Origin of the sequence: Caulobacter sp. BE254 (genome assembly GCF_031457295.1) — a bacterium.
Classification (GTDB): Bacteria; Pseudomonadota; Alphaproteobacteria; order Caulobacterales; family Caulobacteraceae; genus Caulobacter.
This window is the reverse complement of the sequence record NZ_JAVDWJ010000021.1, coordinates 40,560-57,211: the sequence shown is the minus strand read 5'-3', so window position 1 is coordinate 57,211 and position 16,652 is coordinate 40,560. Positions and strand designations below refer to the sequence as shown.

Here is a 16,652-nt window from a genome sequence, read left to right as displayed (position 1 = left end):
TTCTATCAACAGCCCATCGGCCTCCTCGATCACCGGGGCCAAAAACTGTTACCCATCCAACCGGGCTAAACTGTTACCCATCTATCCGCTGGACAGCGGACCAGATCCTCCCCCTCTGGGGGAGGTGGCCCGAAGGGCCGGAGGGGGCAGGGCGGCGGCCGCATGATCACATCCTTCCCATCCTTCACCGCCGCCCTCGACCGCCGCCTGCGCTCCAACGCCGCCGCGCCCCTGGCGGTGGGCTTCTCCGGCGGCGGCGACAGCCTGGCCCTACTGATCCTGGTCCTGGACTGGGCCCGGGCCCATGGCCGCCCGGTGCTCAGCCTGACCGTCGACCACCAGCTGAACCCCGCCAGCGCCCGCTGGACGGCCGAGGCGGTCGCCAAGGCCCGCGCCCTGGGCGCCCAAGCCCAGGCCCTGGCCTGGACCGGTCCCAAGCCCGTCTCCGGCCTGTCGGCCGCCGCCCGGGCCGCCCGCCACGCCCTGCTGGCGACCGCCGCCCGCGAGGCCGGGGCGGGGGTCCTGCTGCTGGGCCACACCGCCGACGACCTGGCCGAGGCCGCCCTGATGCGGGCTGAGGGCTCGACCGTGCCCGACCCCCGCGACTGGTCGCCGTCGCCCGCCTGGCCGGAAGGGCGCGACGTGTTCGTGCTGCGGCCCTTGCTGTCGGTCGGGCGCGGCGAGATCCGTGGCTGGCTGGCGGCGCGGGGCGAGACCTGGCTGGAGGACCCGGCCAACGACGATCCGAGGTCGGCGCGGGCCCGGGCGCGGGCGCATCTCTCCTCCCCCGCCCAGGCGGGGGAGGTGGCGGCGAAGCCGACGGAGGGGGCGTCGCGAAGCGGCATGACGACAGCCCCGGACGCCCCCTCCGTCACGCCGCTTCGCGACGCGCCACCTTCCCCGTTTCACGGGAGAGGAGAGGGCTGTCTCGTCCTGCCGCGCGACGCGCCGGCCGCCCACGTCGCCGCCGCCTGCCTGTGCGCGGCTGGAACCGCCCAGCCGCCGCGCGGCGAACGGCTCCAGCGGCTGGTGGACCGGATCCGGGCGGGCGAGACCTTCACCGCCACCCTGGCCGGGGCGCGGATCGAGGCGGCGGGGGAGGGCGTGTCGTTCTTCCGCGAGCCCGGCGAGGCGCGGCGGTCAGCAAATCCTCCCCCCATGGGGGAGGTGTCGGCGAAGCCGACGGTGAGGGGAGTGGTCGAGCGCCCGACGGCTCCCCCCACCGACCCTTCGGGTCGCCTCCCCCACGGGGGGAGGGGTGATTTGAGGCTGCCGGTCGGCCAATCGATCGTCTGGGACGGCCGCTACGAAATCACCGCCGTCGAGGAAGGCCTGGTCGTCCGCCCGCTACAAGGCCTGGCCGCCCGGCTGCCCGCCGCCCAACGCCAGGCCCTGAAAGCCCTGCCGCCGGCCGCCCGCCCGGCCCTTCCGGCCGTCGTCGACCCGGAAGGCGGCGTCAGTTGCCCGATCCTTGCAGGGGCCAAAACGACACGGGCGCGTTGTCTTGTGGCGGATCGTTTCGAAGCGGCGACAGGCCGTGTCGATCAAGAGCCCGCGACATGATATCCCCGCGCGTGGCGAAACCGGCCGGACCGTCCTATCTTGGAAGGTCAGAGACATCGTTGGGAAGACAACGCGTATGAATTTCAAGACCCTGGGCATCTGGGCGGCGATCGTGCTGGTGGTGGTGGCGGCCTATGGCGTCTTCAGCCAGGGCGGCCGCGCGGGCGCCGCCGGCGAGACCAGCTATTCGCAGCTGCTCAAGAACATCGACAGCGGCGAGGTCAAGAAGGCCAACATCAACGGCGACGTGGTCAAGGTCGAGCCGAAGACCGGCAAGCCCTACAGCGTCAACATCCCGACCAATTCCGAGGACCTGGTCAAGCGTCTCGAGGCCCGCAATTCCGAGATCGTCTACCAGAAGGGCGGCAACATCCTGGTGGGCGTGCTGTTCCAGATGCTGCCGATCCTGCTGCTGATCGGGGTGTGGATCTTCTTCATGCGCCAGATGCAGGGCGGCACCAAGGGCGCCATGGGCTTTGGCAAGTCCAAGGCCCGGCTGCTGACCGAGAACAAGAACCGCGTGCTGTTCGACGACGTCGCCGGCGTCGACGAGGCCAAGGAAGAGCTGCAGGAAGTGGTCGAGTTCCTCAAGGACCCGGCCAAGTTCCAGCGCCTGGGCGGCAAGATCCCCAAGGGCGCCCTGCTGGTCGGTCCTCCCGGCACCGGCAAGACCCTGATCGCCCGCGCCGTGGCGGGTGAGGCCGGCGTGCCGTTCTTCACCATCTCCGGTTCGGACTTCGTCGAGATGTTCGTCGGCGTCGGCGCCAGCCGCGTGCGCGACATGTTCGAGCAGGCCAAGAAGAACGCTCCCTGCATCATCTTCATCGATGAGATCGACGCCGTCGGCCGCCATCGTGGCGCCGGCCTGGGCGGCGGCAACGACGAGCGCGAGCAGACCCTGAACCAGCTGCTGGTCGAGATGGACGGCTTCGAGGCCAACGAGGGCATCATCCTGATCGCCGCCACCAACCGTCCCGACGTGCTGGATCCGGCCCTGCTGCGTCCGGGCCGCTTCGACCGCCAGGTCGTGGTGCCCAATCCCGACGTCATGGGCCGCGAGAAGATCATCCGCGTGCACATGAAGAACGTGCCGCTGGCCGCCGACGTCGACGTCAAGACTCTGGCCCGCGGCACCCCCGGCTTCTCGGGCGCGGACCTGGCCAACCTGGTCAACGAGGCGGCCCTGACCGCCGCGCGCAAGAACCGTCGCATGGTCACCATGCACGACTTCGAATACGCCAAGGACAAGGTGATGATGGGCGCCGAGCGTCGCTCGATGGCCATGAGCGAGGACGAGAAGAAGCTGACGGCCTATCACGAGGGCGGCCACGCCCTGGTGGCCCTCAACGTCGCCGTCGCTGACCCGGTGCACAAGGCCACCATCGTGCCGCGCGGCCGGGCCCTGGGCATGGTCATGCAGCTTCCCGAGGGCGACCGCTACTCGATGAGCTACGACATGATGACCTCGCGCCTGGCCATCATGATGGCCGGCCGGGTGGCCGAGGAGCTGATCTTCGGCAAGCACAAGATCACCTCGGGCGCGTCCAGCGACATCAGCGCCGCCACCAGCCTGGCCCGCAACATGGTCACCCGCTGGGGCTTCTCCGACGAGCTGGGCACCGTGGCCTATGGCGACAACCAGGACGAGGTGTTCCTGGGCCACTCGGTGGCCCGCACCCAGAACGTCTCGCCCGACACCATGATCAAGATCGACACCGAGGTCCGTCGCCTGGTCAAGGGCGGCGAGGACGAGGCTCGCCAGATCCTGACCGAGAAGCTGACCGAGCTGCACGCGGTGGCCAAGGCCCTGCTGGAGTTCGAGACCCTCAGCGGCGACGAGATCATCAACGTCATGAAGGGCATTCAGCCCGTCCGCGTCGAGGACGAGAGCAACAAGATGCCGACCGGGCCGGTGGCCTCGGTGCCGGTCTCGACGGGCCTCGTCGCCTAGGCCTGGAGCCCACGCGGCAGCACCAGGAAAAGCCGGACCGGTTCGCCGATCCGGCTTTTTCTTCGCCGGTTGCTTTGCGTCCGGAGCGGGCGCCGCTAGCCTGCGCCCTGGCCGCGAGCGCGCGGCGGGGGAGGCATGACATGAAGACGGCGATCATCGCCCTGGCGACCGCGACGGCGCTGCTGATCGTGGGCGGGGCCGGAGCGGCCCAGACCCAGGCCCAGGAGATCCACAAGGGCGGCATGACCGGCCCCGAAGTGGCGGCCTGGCTGCAGAAGGGCGGCTACAAGGCCGAGCTGACCAAGGATTCGTCGGACGATCCGCTGATCAACAGCGCCGCCGACGGCCAGACCTTCAAGATCTATTTCTACGACTGCGACGAGGCCAAGCGCTGCAAGGCGCTGCAGTTCTCGGCCGGCTTCGACCTGAAGGAGCCGCTGAAGCTGGAGAAGGCCAACGAATGGAACCGCAAGAACCGCTATCTGAAGGTCTATCTCGACGACGACGGCGACCCCTACGTCCAGTACGACGTCAATGTGAACGCCGGCCGCACCATGGCGGGCCTGGACGACGACTTCGGCGTCTGGACGGGGATGATCGGCAAGTTCACGACGTTCATCGACTGGTAGGGGTCGCGCCGCGCAGCGCCAGCTGGGTGAGAAGCGGCGCCGCGTGATGCGGCCCCCAGTGGTGTTCGTAGGCGAAACGCCATTCCCAGAGCGCCGGCCTTTCATGACCCAGAGCTAGAAGCTGAAGCCAGCGATCGAACTCCTCGGCGATTTCGCAGACATTGTCTGGCGCATAGCCGAGGTCCGCTTCTTCTTCTTGGCGGTAGTCGGTCAGGGCTGGGAAGCGCCGCTCGGCGTGGTCAAGCCAGTCGCCGGCCGGCGGAGGGCGCTCGTCCAGTTCGTTCTCGGCGTCGGATAGCACAGGCAGCTCGGTCGCTTCGGCCAAGGCGACCAGGACCGAGACCTTTTTGGCCAGATCATCAAGCGAGCCCTCACCTTCCGCCGCGACGAAGGCTAGAAAGTCCCGGCTGAGCGTAATCCACGCATTCGGGTCGATCGCGGCGAGTGAGGACGACATGCCCGTATCAATCCCCCGCGTCATGGGGATCGTCAATGTCACGCCCGACAGCTTCTCGGACGGCGGGCGGTTCCTCGACCGCGCCGCCGCCCTGGACCAGGCCCGGCGGCTGATCGACGCGGGGGCCGACATCCTCGACATCGGCGGCGAAAGCACCCGGCCCGGCGCGACGCCCGTCCCCGCCGCCGAGGAGATCGACCGGGTCGTTCCGCTGATCGAGGCGATCCGCGCGGCCAGCGACGTGACGATCTCGATCGACACCATGAAGCCCGCCGTGGCCCGCGCCGCCGTCGCCGCCGGGGCGAGCCTCTGGAACGACGTCGCCGCCCTGCGCTTCGCTGCCGACGCGCCGGAAACCGCCGCCGAGCTGGGCTGCGAGGTGGTGCTGATGCACATGCTGGGCGAGCCGGGGACCATGCAGGACGACCCGCGCTACGGCGACGTGGTCGCCGAGGTCGAAGCCTTCCTGCTGGCCCGGGCCCTGACCGCCATGGCGGCCGGCGTGGCCAAGGAGAAGATCTGGCTGGACCCGGGCATCGGCTTCGGCAAGACCCCGGCCCACAACCTGGCCCTGCTGGCCGCCCTGCCGCGCTTCGTGGCCCTGGGCTATCCGATCCTGCTGGGCGCCAGCCGCAAGCGCTTCATCGCCGCCCTGGACCCGCAGGGCGCCGACCCCGCCGCCCGCCTCGGCGGTTCGCTGGCGGCTCACCTGCACGCCGCGGCCGCCGGGGTGGCGGCGGTGCGGGTCCACGACGTCCGCGAGACGGCGCAGGCGCTGGCGGTGTGGGGAGCGATCGGGGGCGGGTAGGGCTCTAGGGACGGATCTCGCCCCATCCGAGACCTTGACGCACAGGGTTCGGCCCGGCCGATTTCGGGCTCAAAGGTGGCCGCTTGCTCTAGACTTTTGTTTTCACATCACTTTTGCGGAAAACCGGCGTCCACTTTTCCGCGCGATGCTCTAGGAGGCGCCCGCCGGCAAGCGCACAAGGGCGTCCTCCGGCCCAAGCAGGCGTCCGTCCTGCGCGCGCAGCTCCAGTTTTCGCACCGGAAGCCCCGCCTTCTTGTCGACGAGGAGCGCGCGCGGCTCGTCAGCGTCGAAGAAGAAGTCGTCGCCCCATTGCCGCAGGGCGACAAGCAGCGGAAACAGCCCTCGGCCTTTCGCGGTCAGCACATATTCCTGGTGCGGGCCGCCATCCGAGGCAGGGACCACCTCCATGACGCCGTGCGCCACCAAGCTGCGCAGGCGAGCCGCGAGGATGTTCTTGGCCAGCCCCAGGCTTTTCTGAAACTCCCCGAACCGGCGCAGACCGTCGAAGGCGTCGCGGACGATCAGCAAGGACCACCCGTCGCCGATGGCGTCCAGTGGCCGCGCGACGCCGCACGACGCGTCCCTGTGACTTGTTCTCTTGACCATCGTGGTCCGCTTTTCGGCTTCGTCCCTGGCCTAGATACCGGTTGCAATATGAAACCTCAAGCGATATGCGATTGTGGTTTCAAGTTGAAACTTTGAATGTCGAGGCCTTCATGATCCGATCCGACGCCACCTTCGGCGGCGCCTATCCCTTTGCGCCGCATTTCACCGCCGCCCCGGGCTTCCGGATGCACTATGCCGACGAGGGGCCGCGCGGCGGCGAAGTCGTCTTGTGCCTGCACGGCGAGCCGACCTGGGGCTTCCTGTTTCGCCACCTGATCCAGGCCTTGAGCCCAACGTACCGGGTGGTCGTTCCGGATCACATGGGCTTTGGAAAAAGCCAGACGCCGCCGGGGCGCAGCTATTGGCTGCAGGACCATGTCGACAATCTGGAGCGCTTTGTTCTGGCGCTGGATCTGGCCGAAATCACCCTTGTCGTGCACGATTTCGGCGGACCGGTGGGGATGGGGCTGGCCGCCCGCCATCCGAACCGTATCCGTCGCGTGATCTCGGTGAACGGCCCGACCCCGTTCGGGCAGCCGGATCTTTTCGAGCGCGTCGCAGCGAACGCCAGCGTCTCCCCGTGGTTTCAATGGATCGCCAAGGCCGAAGCGGACGGCAGCCTGGACGCCGTGCTGGGACAGCTCGGCTTCAACGTTCTGAGCACGCTGAAGCTCAACGGCTTTGAAAACAACCAGATCATCACCGACGCCTGGCTCGAGGCCTATGGCGCGCCCTTCGCGACTTCCGCCGATTGCCTCGGGGCGATCGGCTGGGCCAAGGGCTTCGCCACGGGCGCGCACAGGTTCGAGACGCCAAGCCCGGCCGCCGTGCGCGCGATCCGCGACACGCCCGCGCTGGCCATCTGGGGAGACGCCGACCGCACGCTTCAAGCCGAACACTTCCTGCCGCTCTTCAGCGCGCTCTTCCCGGCCTCGCCGGTCAAGCGTCTGGCCGGCGTCGGGCACTATTGCACCGAGGACGCGCCGGACTCCGTCGCGGCCTTGGTCTCGGAATTTATCCGACAGACCTGAAGCACGGCCAGACGCCAGAGCAGGCTCGCCATCAAGATTTCAAGGCGCGGCCTCGCCGTGGCGGGGGGCGGTTCGACACTCCACGTGCGCCGCATCTCACAGCCGTCCGCGCCGTCCGCCCTTGAGCTTGTCCAGCGCACGACGGGCGTGTTCGGCCTGAGCCGCCATGGGGGCGGCCATGGGGGCCACCATGGGAGCCGCGACGGGCGCGAGGGCCTCGGCCAGGGTCGGCGCGATCGCGGCCGACAGCGGCGGGGCGGGGGACCGCGCGGCGCGGGCCATGGGCACGATCAGCGCCACCTTGCGGGCCATGGCGGCCAGGTCGCCGATCGCCTTGGCCTTGTCGCGGATCTTTCGGATCTCGGCCGGGTCGTGACTGCGTTCAAGGCTCGCCCAGGCTGCGTCGAGGGCGGCCATGAGCTTGGCTTGCATCGCCTGGCACCAGGCGATGGACGGGGCGGGGGTGTGGGTCTGGGTTTGGGTCATGCCGCTAGTGTGCGGCCGTCCTGGAGGGTGGGGATCGGAAACGCGCGTTTTTGTGTAGGGCGTTGATAAGGCTTGTGTCTGTCCAGCGAAGTGCGGGGATAGACGCGGCGACCCTCCCCTTGCTCCAAGCCAAAAAGGACTGTCATCCCGGACAAGCGCGGCGCAGCCGGGCGCCGATCCGGGACCGCCGCAAGCTCGGAGTTCACGCGTCGGTCCCGGATCATCGCGCTACGCGCCGGGTTCGCCGACAGGCGGACCGCTCGCGCGGCCCGAAGGCCGGGATGACAATCGCTTTGGGTCGTGGGCGCTGGCCCGGCTCCTTCGCGGACGAGGGGCTAGGCCTGTGGATAACTTTGGTCGCCTACCCCGCCGGCAGGGCGTCGGCCAGGTGGCAGGACTTGCCGGCCGTCAGGTTCTCCAGGGCGACCACCTCCAGGCCGTTGCCGTCCTCGCCCTGGACCTCGACATACTCGCCGATCACCTCGACATAGACCGGCGCCTTCAGGGTCTTCAGGCGTTCGCGCAGCTTGGCGACAGGCTTGTCCGCCTCGCCCTCGCGGTCGCGCAGCACGTAGCGGTTCTGGACCAGATCGCAGCGGGTCAGGATCACCTGGTCCTTTTGGACGTCGACCGTGCCGATATAGAGGTCCTGGGCCAGGGCCGGAGCAGCGGCCGCCATGAACACGGCGCAGAGGGCGGCGAGGACGGGCTTACTGGCCATTTTCGATCATCTCGAAGGTGTAGCTGCAGCCGGCCAGGGTCTTGCCCGGGTGCGAGGTGACGGTGGAGACGTTGAGGGTGACGCGGGTCTTGTAGGTGAAGCCGCCGGCCTGGCCCTTGTCGGTGGTGGCCGAGATCTCGCGCTCGCCGAGGAACTTGGCCGGCAGGTCGATCGCCGGCTCGATCTCCAATTGCTTGGCCAACGGGTGAGGGTCGGCCTCGTCCAGCACGGCCATCAGGCCGGCGCTGTTGAAGACGATGTGGCGGGTCTGGCGGCCGAACACCGTGATCGGGGCCTTGAGCGCATAGGCCTTGAGCATGAAGTTGGCGGTCTTCTCCTCGGTCAGGCCGAAGTGGGCCCGCGCCTGGGCGGCCTCGTCGCCGACCAGCCAGAAGGCCAGGGCGTTGTACGACGGCACGTCGTAGGTCCGGCACTCGATCAGCTTGGCCAGGTCCAGGGTCGCCGGGTCGATCCCGTCGCCGCCGGCCGCCTGGGCCAGGGCCGCGACCGGCGCGCAACAGGCCGCGCCGACCAGCGCGGCGCAAAGCAGTCTTCTCATCGGCAACCCCACCAACACAACTTGGCAGTGAATACGCGCCGGATACGGTGAAGGTTCCGGAGCCGGATCGAGAATGTCGCGGCCTTTCCTACGGACGAGGCGTCGGCCACGCCCTCAAGGCGCCTACCCCCCACCCCCGACTCCCCGCTAGAACCTCTGCATGACGAAAGCGCCACATCGCGGTCGCGTGCTCGTCCTCGCCGGATCGGATTCCGGCGGCGGGGCGGGGATCCAGGCCGACATCAAGACCATCACCGCCCTGGGCGGCTACGCGGCCACGGCGATCACCGCGATCACCGTCCAGAACACCCTGGGCGTGACCGCCGTGCACCCGATCCCGCTGGAGATCGTCGAGGCCCAGGCCCGCGCCGTGCTCGACGACATCGGGGCCGACGCCTTCAAGACCGGCATGCTGGGCGACGCCGCCACGGTCGAGGTCGTGGCCCGGGTGCTGGACAGCGCGAAAAGCATTCCGGCCGTCATCGATCCGGTGATGGTCGCCAAGGGCGGGGCCGCGCTGCTGGCCCAGCCGGCGGTCGGGGCGCTGAAGAGCCTGCTGGTGCCGCGCGCCGCCCTGCTGACCCCCAACGCTCCTGAGGCCGCCGCCCTGACCGGACTGACCGTCGAGACCACCGATGACCTGCGCCGGGCCGGCGAGGCGCTGCTGGAGTTGGGCGCCCACGCGGTGCTGATGAAAGGCGGACACATTCTTGAGGGAAACGGGCCGGGCGAGCGCGTCGTCGACCTGCTGATCACCCGCCAGGGCGAGACGGCCTTCGAGGGCGAGCGGATCGACACCCGCCACACCCACGGCACCGGCTGCACCCTGGCCAGCGCCTGCGCCGTCGGCTTCGCCCAGGGCCTGACCCTGACCGAGTCGGTGGCCCGGGCCTGGAACTACGTCCACGAGGCCATGCTGCGCGCGCCGGGCTTTGGGGCCGGGCACGGACCGCTGGACCATGCTTGGGTGGTGCGCAAATGAGCGACCTGCAAGCCCGTCTCGTCGAGATCATCCGCGCCACGCCCACCACCTTGCAGGTGCTGCGCACGGTCCGCGACCTGGACCTGCCCGACGGCATGGTGTTCTCCGGCGCGGTCTACCAGCCGGTCTGGAACCACCTGACCGGCCGGGCGCCCGACTACGGGATCAAGGACTACGACGTGGCCTATCACGACGCGTCCGATACCTCCTACGAGGCCGAGGACGTCGTGATCCAACGGGTGGCGGCGGCGTTCGACGAGCCGCTGAGGAGCCTGGTCGAGGTCCGCAACCAGGCCCGCGTGCACCTGTGGTTCGAACAGAAGTTCGGGGCCGACGAGCCCTACCCGCCGCTCGAGTCCAGCGCCGACGCCCTGAAGCGCTTCGTGGCCACAGCCTTCTGCGTGGGCGTGCGGATGGAGGCCGACGACACCCTGTCGGTGTTCGCCCCGTTCGGACTGGAGGACCTGTTCGCCCTGCGGCTGCGGCCCAATCCCCTGCGGGTGAAGGGGGCCGGCGGCTGGGCCCGCACCACCGGCTCGGCCAAGGCCCGCTGGCCGGAGATCGTGGTGGAGGGGGAATAGGGGCTTCTCCCTTTTCCCCACCGTCATCCCGGGCCTCGTGCCCGGGAACCCTCTGTCCGTCGCAAGCGCGGAGGGGTGGCGCGCCGGCGCGCCATTTCGCTTCACCGTCAGCTGAACCAGGGGTCCTGGGCACAAGGCCCGGGATGACGAACGTCTTGAATGCGCGGCGGCAAAACATTGTCACCCGTGACAATGTTGCCTTTGATCCCGTGACGCCTTGCTCCTACGACCGCGAAAGCCGTCATTTCCAGGAGCTCCCGCCATGCGCCAGTGGACCATCGACGCCTTCGCCTCCGGCCCGTTCAAGGGCAATCCGGCCTGCGTGGTCGAGCCGTTCGAGGCATGGCCCGACGCCGCCTGGATGCAGGCCCTGGCCGCCGAGAACAACCAGGCCGAGACGGCCTTCCTGCTGAAGACCGCCGATCCCGCCCGGTTCGGCCTGCGCTGGTTCACCCCGGCCCTGGAGGCGCCGCTGTGCGGCCACGCCACCCTGGCCAGCGCCCATGCCCTGTTCCAGGAAATGGGCGTCGAGGTTCCGCTGCTGAGCTTCGACACCCTGTCGGGCGAGCTGACCGTACGCCGGGTCGACGGCGTGTTCGGCGGCGCGGGGCTGGAGATGGACTTTCCGGCCGATCCGCCGACGCGGGGCGAGGCCGGACCCGACCTGGCCAGGGCCCTGGGGGTGACGCCGATCGAGGTCTGGGCGGGGCAGTACCTGCTGGCCGTGGTCGCCGACGAGGCGACGGTGCGCGGGCTGTCGCCGGACCTGGCCCTGCTGGGCGCCGTCGGCGGCGGCCTGGCCAAGGGCGGGCCGGGCCAGGTGATCGTCGCCGCCCTGGCCGATCCCGGCCGGGACTACGCCGTGGTCAGCCGCTTCTTCGCCCCGGCGGCCGGCATTCCCGAGGACCCGACCACCGGCTCGGCCCACTGCATGCTGGCGCCGCTGTACGGCGACAAGCTGGGCGTGGCGGCCTTGCGGTTCCACCAGGCCTATCCCGGACGGGGCGGGGACCTGGACTGCGAAAACCGCGGCGCGCGCGTTCTCCTGCGCGGCCGCGGCTTCACGATGGTGGAGAGCCGGCTGCGGGTAGCGCCGGCCCTCGTCTAAAGCATCGCGCGGAAAAGTGGATGCCGGTTTTCCGCAAAAGCGATGCGAAAACAAAAGTCTAGAGCAAGGCGCGCGAACCCTATATCGCGCGGCTTGCTCTAGGGCCTAGTAGCGACGGCCGTCGCGATAGTCGCGGCCGTAGCCATAGTCGCGGTCGTGGCGCTCGTAGCGGATCTGGGCGCTGATGCGGTCGAAGCGGCGATCCAGGTCCTCGCGCTCCCAACGGTTCAGGCCGTCGCGACGATAGCGGGCCTCCAGGCGGGCGGTGTCGCGCAGCTCGCCCTTCAGGCGCCAGGCCTCGTTGCGGGTCAGGCCGCCGCTGCGGATGCCGCGGTCGATGCGGTCGTCCAGGCGGGCGACGCGGTCGCCGCCATAGCCGTAGCCGCGGTCGTAGCCGCGATCGGGGCCGCGGTCGTAGCCATAGTCCTGGGCCGAGGCGACGGCGGGGACGGCGGCGGCGATGGCCGAGACCGCGGCGATCGAAAGCAGAATCTTTTTCATCGTACGGTTCCTCTTGAAGATGTCCGGCGCCGACGAGGCGACGTTGGACACAAGAGACCACACGGCGGCTGAAGCGGTCCTGAGCCGCCCGTTATGTTGCGTTCAGGTAGGTGAACCATTGCTCCCCTCTGGGGGAGCCATTGCGCAGGACCGAAAAACGGCTGTCATCCCGGACGAGCGCGCAGCGCGAAGATCCGGGACCGGGGCGTGAACGCAGTGCTTGCGGCGGTCCCGGATCGGCGCTCGGCTCCGCCGAGCTTGTCCGGGATGACAGGTTTTTTCAGAGCAGATCCATAGGCGATCGCCCCGCGCAAAGCGGAAAGACCTAGGCCGCGGCGACCTTCGCGCCTTCGCGGCGGGCGGCGGCGACGGCGGTCTCGATGGCGTCGTAGAGCTTGGTCACCTCGATCGGCTTGGCGACGTGGCCGTCCATGCCTGCGGCCATGTAGCCCTCGACCTGGTGGACCAGGGCGTTGGCGGTCACCGCCACGATCGGGATGCGCTTGCGGCCCTCGCCGACCTCGAGCGCCCGGATGGTGCGGGCCGCCTCGACGCCGTCCATCACCGGCATGTGGATGTCCATCAGCACGATGTCGAAGCCGCCGCGCTTCCAGGCCTCGACGCAGGCGACGCCGTCGGCGACCAGCTCGACCTCGGCGCCCAGCGGGGCCAGGACGGCGGCGATGACCTTCTGGTTGGTGGGGTTGTCGTCGGCGGCCAGCACGCGCAGGCGGCGCTCGGACTCGATCGGCGGCGGCGCGGTTTCCTCCGGCGCGGGGGCGGCCGCCTCGCCGCGCGGCATGGCCACCACGACGGTGAAGGTCGAGCCCTGGCCCTCGCGGCTCTGCACGTGGACGCCGCCGCCCATCAGGGTGGCCAACTCGCTGCAGATCGACAGGCCCAGGCCCGAGCCGCCGAACCGCCGGGTGGTCGAGCTGTCGGCCTGGACGAACTTGTCGAACAGGCGCGGCAGGGTCTCCGCATCAATGCCGATGCCGGTGTCGACCACGTCGATGCGCAGGCCGCCACCGTCGTCGGCCGAGGCGAAGCGCACCGAGACGCTGCCCTCCAGCGTGAACTTCAGGGCGTTGGACACCAGGTTGCCGAGGATCTGGCGCAGGCGGTCGACGTCGCCGCGCCACGAGCCCAGGGCTTCGGGCGCGACGAACACCCCGAACTCCAGGTTCTTGGCCCGGGCCTGGGTGGCGTAGGTTTCGCGGACCGACAGGGCCAGGCTGGCCAGGTCGAAGTCGCGCTCGACCAGGTCCAGGCGGCCGGCCTCGATCTTCGACAGGTCCAGCACGTCGTTGAGCACCGACAGCAGCAGGGCCCCCGATTCGCGGATCACCGACAGGCGCTCGCGCTGGGCGGCCGACAGCTCGCCCATGGCCATCACCTCGGTCATGGCCAGCACGCCGTTCAGCGGCGTGCGGATCTCGTGGCTCATATTGGCCAGGAAGTGCGACTTCAGGACGTTGGCGGCGTTGGCGTCGTCGCGGGCCTTGACCAGTTCGGCCATGGCCCCGCGCAGCTCGTGGTCGTTGATCTCCAGCCGCGAGACCAGGTGGTTGAAGCTGGCGGTCAGGCTGTGGAAGACGTCGTCGTCGGCGGCCTGCTCCACCGGCTTGAAGCGACCGTCGGCGGCGACCTCGCGCATGGCGTTGGACAGGCGCTCCATCGGCTTGGTCATGCGGCGGGCCAGGCCGTTGGCCAGCAGGATCGCCAGGCCGGCCGAGCCGAAGAACAGGGTGCCGGTCAGGGCCAGGTCGCGGGCCATGATGTCGGTCAGGCTGGGGCGGCGAGCCGACAGGGCCAGCGACCCCACCTGGCGCGAGCCCAGCTTGATCGGACGGACCAGGGTGTCGACCTCGGCGTCGTCGGCCGCGCCGATCTGGGCGACCACCTGGCCATGCATGTCGGTCAGGCGCACGGACGCGACGTTGGGCGCCTTGGCCACCGCCTCGAGCGCGCGGTAGGCGCCGACCGTGTTGTGGTCGGCCACCGGCGCGGCGGCCCCCGCGGCCACCATCTGGACCAGGATCTCGTGGTTCGTCCGGGATTCCTGGCGCGCGACGCTCCACTGCTGGAGCATGAAGCACAGGCACGCCGCCAGCAGCGCGACCACTGTCGTGGTCAGCGCGACGGCCGCGATTCGCGCCTGCAGGGGCGCGTGCGTCGCGACTCCGGAGTTGCGGCTGTCGTCGATCATTTCCCGTCCCAGGAGAATCCCAGGGGTCCACCTTCGCTCAATCTTCCTAACGCTTCGCTTCCAAGGTGCCGACCCCCTGCGACAAAACAACGTTAACGGGCGTTTCTCATTGCTTTCTTCTTAACTTTTCGTTTACCTCTATTTTTAGTCTTTCATTAAGGAGATGGGGCGTGGAAAAGGTTTTTGTTGTCAAACGTGTGGCCGCCAAGCTGCATAGCACCGAGGCCGCGATCGACACGGCCATGGTGCAAGTCGCCGAAATGATGGGCGAACTGGTGCAGGCTCGTAAGGATCTGGGCCTGTCGGCGACCGTCGCCGCCGGCGCCTCGGCCAAGATCGCGGCCGCCGTGGCCGCGCTGTCGGAAGCCCGCACGGCCATGGTCGATGCGCACGGCCAGCTGGATCAGACCCGCCTGCGTCTGGGTGTTCGCACCAAGATGTTCGGCTGGGACGCCAAGGAAGGTTCCGCCCAGGTCGCGGACGATCGGTCGGACGAGCGCCTGTCCGAAGCGAGCTAAGCAATATTGCAAGAGTTTAATCCCTAGGGTCTCTAATTCGCGCTAGAGACTCTAGGGATGCATGTTCAGATCGCGCCTCTTCTGGGATGGGCAGCCACCTTGTTGGTGTGCGGTTTGGCGTGGGCCCGAGGCGGCCCGCCCGAGCGCTGGGGCAGTCTCATCGTATTGGTGGGCGCCATTGTCTATCCGCTGATTCAACTGTTCCTGCCGGCGCCGTCCAGGCCTGGCGTCTATCTGCTCTGCGAAGGCCTCTACGGCTTCAGCTTCCTTGTGCTGGCCTTGCGCTACACTAGCCCGTGGCTGGGCGGCGCGATGCTGCTGCAGGCGATCCAGTTCAGCCTGCACGCCTATTATATCATCGGCGAAAAGCCGCATGACCGCACCTACGGCATGGTCAACAACCTGAACTCCGCCGGCGTGCTGGTCTGTATCCTGTTCGGCATCTTCGCCGCGTGGCGCAAGCAGGCCCGTACGGCGAAACAGCTCCACGCGGCAAGATAATTGCCAGCCGCGGGTGATTCGCCCGTTCCGCCGCAAAATCTCTCCTTGCCTTCCCCGTCGAAAAAGAGTTTGTCGCCGGCGGGCCACGCCCCCCCAACGGGGCGCTGTCCATCTGTAAGGATGGGAGACATCGCTATGACCACCCTCGCCAAGCCGGCGATCCGCCCGGCTCGCCCCGAGTTCTCTTCCGGCCCCTGCGCCAAGCGCCCTGGCTGGACCCCCGAAAATCTCAGAAACGCCGTCCTGGGCCGGTCGCACCGCTCCAAGCTGGGCAAGGGCCGCCTGAAGGCCGCCATCGACCAGACGCGGCAAGTGCTGGAAGTCCCCGCCGACTTCCTGATCGGCATCGTCGCCGGTTCGGACACCGGCGCCGTCGAGATGGCGATGTGGTCGATGCTGGGCGCTCGCCCGGTGCAGGTCATGGCCTTCGAGTCCTTCGGCAAGGACTGGGTCACCGACGTCACCAAGCAACTGAAGCTGCCGAACGTCGAGGTGCTCGACGCCCCCTACGGCCAGCTGCCTGACACCGCCAAGGTCGATCCGGCCAAGGACCTGGTCTTCACCTGGAACGGCACCACCTCGGGCGTCCGCGTCTCCAACGCCGACTTCATCAGCGCCGACCGCGAGGGCGTCGTGATCTGCGACGCCACCAGCGCCGCCTTCGCCCAGGACCTGGACTGGACCAAGCTCGATGTCGTGACCTTCTCCTGGCAGAAGGCCCTGGGCGGCGAGGGCGCGCACGGGATCCTGATCCTGTCGCCCCGGGCCGTGGCACGCCTGGAAAGCTACACCCCGGCCTGGCCGATGCCCAAGCTGTTCCGGATGACCAAGGGCGGCAAGCTGGCGGCCGACATCTTCGAGGGCGCGACCATCAACACGCCGTCGATGCTGTGCGTCGAGGACGCCCTGGACGCCCTGAAATGGGCCGCCTCGATCGGCGGCCTGGAAGCCATGCAGGCCCGCGCCGACCAGAACCTGGCCGTGCTGGCCGACTGGGTCGCTCGCACCCCTTGGGTCGAGTTCCTGGCGGCGACGCCGGACATTCGCTCCAACACCTCGGTGTGCCTGAAGGTCGTCGATCCCGCGATCGCCGCCCTGCCGGACGACGCCCAGGCCGACTTCGCCAAGAAGCTGGCCAGCCTGCTCGAGAAGGAGGGCGCGGCCCTCGACATCGGCGGCTATCGCGATGCCCCGGCCGGCCTGCGCATCTGGTGCGGCGCCACCGTCGAGGCCTCGGACCTCGAGGCCCTGACGCCCTGGCTCGACTGGGCCTTCGCCACCATCTCGGCCGAACTGGCCGCCGCTTAACAGCCTAGCTTTACTCCCCCCTCCGTCGGCTTCGCCGACACCTCCCCCACAGGGGGAGGGTCTTAAACGAGGTCCTCCCCCTGTGGGGGAGGCGGCGCGAAGCGCCGGTGGGGGGAGTTTTCAAACTTCTCCG

18 protein-coding genes are annotated in these 16,652 nt (G+C 69.0%); 11 read left to right on the top strand and 7 right to left on the bottom strand.

Going from position 1 to position 16,652, the window contains the following annotated elements:
- Positions 1 to 162 precede the first annotated feature (162 nt).
- The 3 genes from tilS to J2X41_RS23945 all read left to right on the top strand — a co-directional run bounded on the left by tilS (position 163) and on the right by J2X41_RS23945 (position 4,143).
- The gene (gene tilS, locus J2X41_RS23955) at positions 163 to 1,563 is read left to right on the top strand and encodes a tRNA lysidine(34) synthetase TilS (protein ID WP_310086893.1); all 1,401 of its coding nucleotides are present in this window, start codon (positions 163 to 165) and stop codon (positions 1,561 to 1,563) included.
- A 76-nt stretch (positions 1,564 to 1,639) separates the two neighbouring features.
- Positions 1,640 to 3,514, top strand: coding sequence for an ATP-dependent zinc metalloprotease FtsH (gene ftsH, locus J2X41_RS23950; RefSeq protein ID WP_310086891.1), 1,875 nt, complete (start codon positions 1,640 to 1,642; stop codon positions 3,512 to 3,514).
- Between the two features lie 140 nt (positions 3,515 to 3,654).
- Complete coding sequence (locus J2X41_RS23945) at positions 3,655 to 4,143, top strand: YbjN domain-containing protein (RefSeq protein ID WP_310086889.1); 489 nt, start codon at positions 3,655 to 3,657, stop codon at positions 4,141 to 4,143.
- On the opposite strand, the gene J2X41_RS23940 is transcribed toward J2X41_RS23945, so the two are convergent.
- The gene (locus J2X41_RS23940) at positions 4,130 to 4,600 is read right to left on the bottom strand and encodes a DUF5063 domain-containing protein (protein ID WP_310086886.1); all 471 of its coding nucleotides are present in this window, start codon (positions 4,598 to 4,600) and stop codon (positions 4,130 to 4,132) included. The genes J2X41_RS23945 and J2X41_RS23940 overlap by 14 nt on opposite strands.
- On the opposite strand from J2X41_RS23940, the gene folP reads away from it, so the two are divergent.
- Positions 4,599 to 5,408, top strand: coding sequence for a dihydropteroate synthase (gene folP, locus J2X41_RS23935; protein ID WP_310086883.1), 810 nt, complete (start codon positions 4,599 to 4,601; stop codon positions 5,406 to 5,408). The genes J2X41_RS23940 and folP overlap by 2 nt on opposite strands.
- Before the next feature lie 150 nt (positions 5,409 to 5,558).
- Here the strand turns inward: folP and J2X41_RS23930 are convergent, their stop codons facing one another.
- Positions 5,559 to 6,014, bottom strand: a complete 456-nt coding sequence (locus J2X41_RS23930) for a helix-turn-helix domain-containing protein (protein WP_310086880.1) — start codon at positions 6,012 to 6,014, stop codon at positions 5,559 to 5,561.
- Between the two features lie 41 nt (positions 6,015 to 6,055).
- On the opposite strand from J2X41_RS23930, the gene J2X41_RS23925 reads away from it, so the two are divergent.
- Positions 6,056 to 7,045: an alpha/beta fold hydrolase gene (locus J2X41_RS23925; protein WP_310086877.1), complete on the top strand. Its 990-nt coding sequence runs from the start codon at positions 6,056 to 6,058 to the stop codon at positions 7,043 to 7,045.
- Between the two features lie 96 nt (positions 7,046 to 7,141).
- On the opposite strand, the gene J2X41_RS23920 is transcribed toward J2X41_RS23925, so the two are convergent.
- The 3 genes from J2X41_RS23920 to J2X41_RS23910 form a co-directional block, all read right to left on the bottom strand.
- Positions 7,142 to 7,531, bottom strand: a complete 390-nt coding sequence (locus J2X41_RS23920; protein WP_310086874.1) for a hypothetical protein — start codon at positions 7,529 to 7,531, stop codon at positions 7,142 to 7,144.
- Between the two features lie 361 nt (positions 7,532 to 7,892).
- Positions 7,893 to 8,252, bottom strand: a complete 360-nt coding sequence (locus tag J2X41_RS23915) for a hypothetical protein (RefSeq protein ID WP_310086870.1) — start codon at positions 8,250 to 8,252, stop codon at positions 7,893 to 7,895.
- Positions 8,242 to 8,811: a hypothetical protein gene (locus tag J2X41_RS23910; protein ID WP_310086866.1), complete on the bottom strand. Its 570-nt coding sequence runs from the start codon at positions 8,809 to 8,811 to the stop codon at positions 8,242 to 8,244. The genes J2X41_RS23915 and J2X41_RS23910 overlap by 11 nt, the downstream gene beginning before the upstream one ends.
- A gap of 160 nt (positions 8,812 to 8,971) precedes the next feature.
- On the opposite strand from J2X41_RS23910, the gene thiD reads away from it, so the two are divergent.
- The 3 genes from thiD to J2X41_RS23895 all read left to right on the top strand — a co-directional run bounded on the left by thiD (position 8,972) and on the right by J2X41_RS23895 (position 11,482).
- Positions 8,972 to 9,793: a bifunctional hydroxymethylpyrimidine kinase/phosphomethylpyrimidine kinase gene (thiD, locus tag J2X41_RS23905; RefSeq protein ID WP_310086863.1), complete on the top strand. Its 822-nt coding sequence runs from the start codon at positions 8,972 to 8,974 to the stop codon at positions 9,791 to 9,793.
- Entirely contained in the window at positions 9,790 to 10,374 is a 585-nt protein-coding gene (locus J2X41_RS23900) for a nucleotidyltransferase family protein (RefSeq protein ID WP_310086860.1), read from the top strand. The genes thiD and J2X41_RS23900 overlap by 4 nt, the downstream gene beginning before the upstream one ends.
- Before the next feature lie 262 nt (positions 10,375 to 10,636).
- Positions 10,637 to 11,482 carry a PhzF family phenazine biosynthesis protein gene (locus J2X41_RS23895; protein WP_310086857.1) on the top strand — a complete coding sequence of 282 codons (846 nt, stop codon included), beginning with the start codon at positions 10,637 to 10,639 and terminating at the stop codon, positions 11,480 to 11,482.
- 105 nt (positions 11,483 to 11,587) lie between these two features.
- Here the strand turns inward: J2X41_RS23895 and J2X41_RS23890 are convergent, their stop codons facing one another.
- Both J2X41_RS23890 and J2X41_RS23885 read right to left on the bottom strand, forming a co-directional pair.
- Positions 11,588 to 11,983 (bottom strand): hypothetical protein, encoded by a 396-nt coding sequence (locus J2X41_RS23890; RefSeq protein ID WP_310086854.1) that lies wholly within the window; start codon positions 11,981 to 11,983, stop codon positions 11,588 to 11,590.
- A 325-nt stretch (positions 11,984 to 12,308) separates the two neighbouring features.
- The gene (locus J2X41_RS23885) at positions 12,309 to 14,192 is read right to left on the bottom strand and encodes an ATP-binding protein (protein ID WP_310086852.1); all 1,884 of its coding nucleotides are present in this window, start codon (positions 14,190 to 14,192) and stop codon (positions 12,309 to 12,311) included.
- Positions 14,193 to 14,362: 170 nt separating this feature from the next.
- Between J2X41_RS23885 and J2X41_RS23880 the strand changes: the two genes are divergently transcribed.
- From J2X41_RS23880 to J2X41_RS23870, 3 genes are all read left to right on the top strand, one after another.
- Positions 14,363 to 14,710, top strand: a complete 348-nt coding sequence (locus tag J2X41_RS23880) for a hypothetical protein (protein ID WP_310086849.1) — start codon at positions 14,363 to 14,365, stop codon at positions 14,708 to 14,710.
- A gap of 105 nt (positions 14,711 to 14,815) precedes the next feature.
- Positions 14,816 to 15,211 (top strand): hypothetical protein, encoded by a 396-nt coding sequence (locus J2X41_RS23875; protein ID WP_310086897.1) that lies wholly within the window; start codon positions 14,816 to 14,818, stop codon positions 15,209 to 15,211.
- Between the two features lie 135 nt (positions 15,212 to 15,346).
- A complete protein-coding gene (locus tag J2X41_RS23870; RefSeq protein WP_310086846.1) occupies positions 15,347 to 16,519 on the top strand; it encodes a phosphoserine transaminase in 1,173 nt (390 codons plus the stop codon).
- Positions 16,520 to 16,652 lie beyond the last annotated feature (133 nt).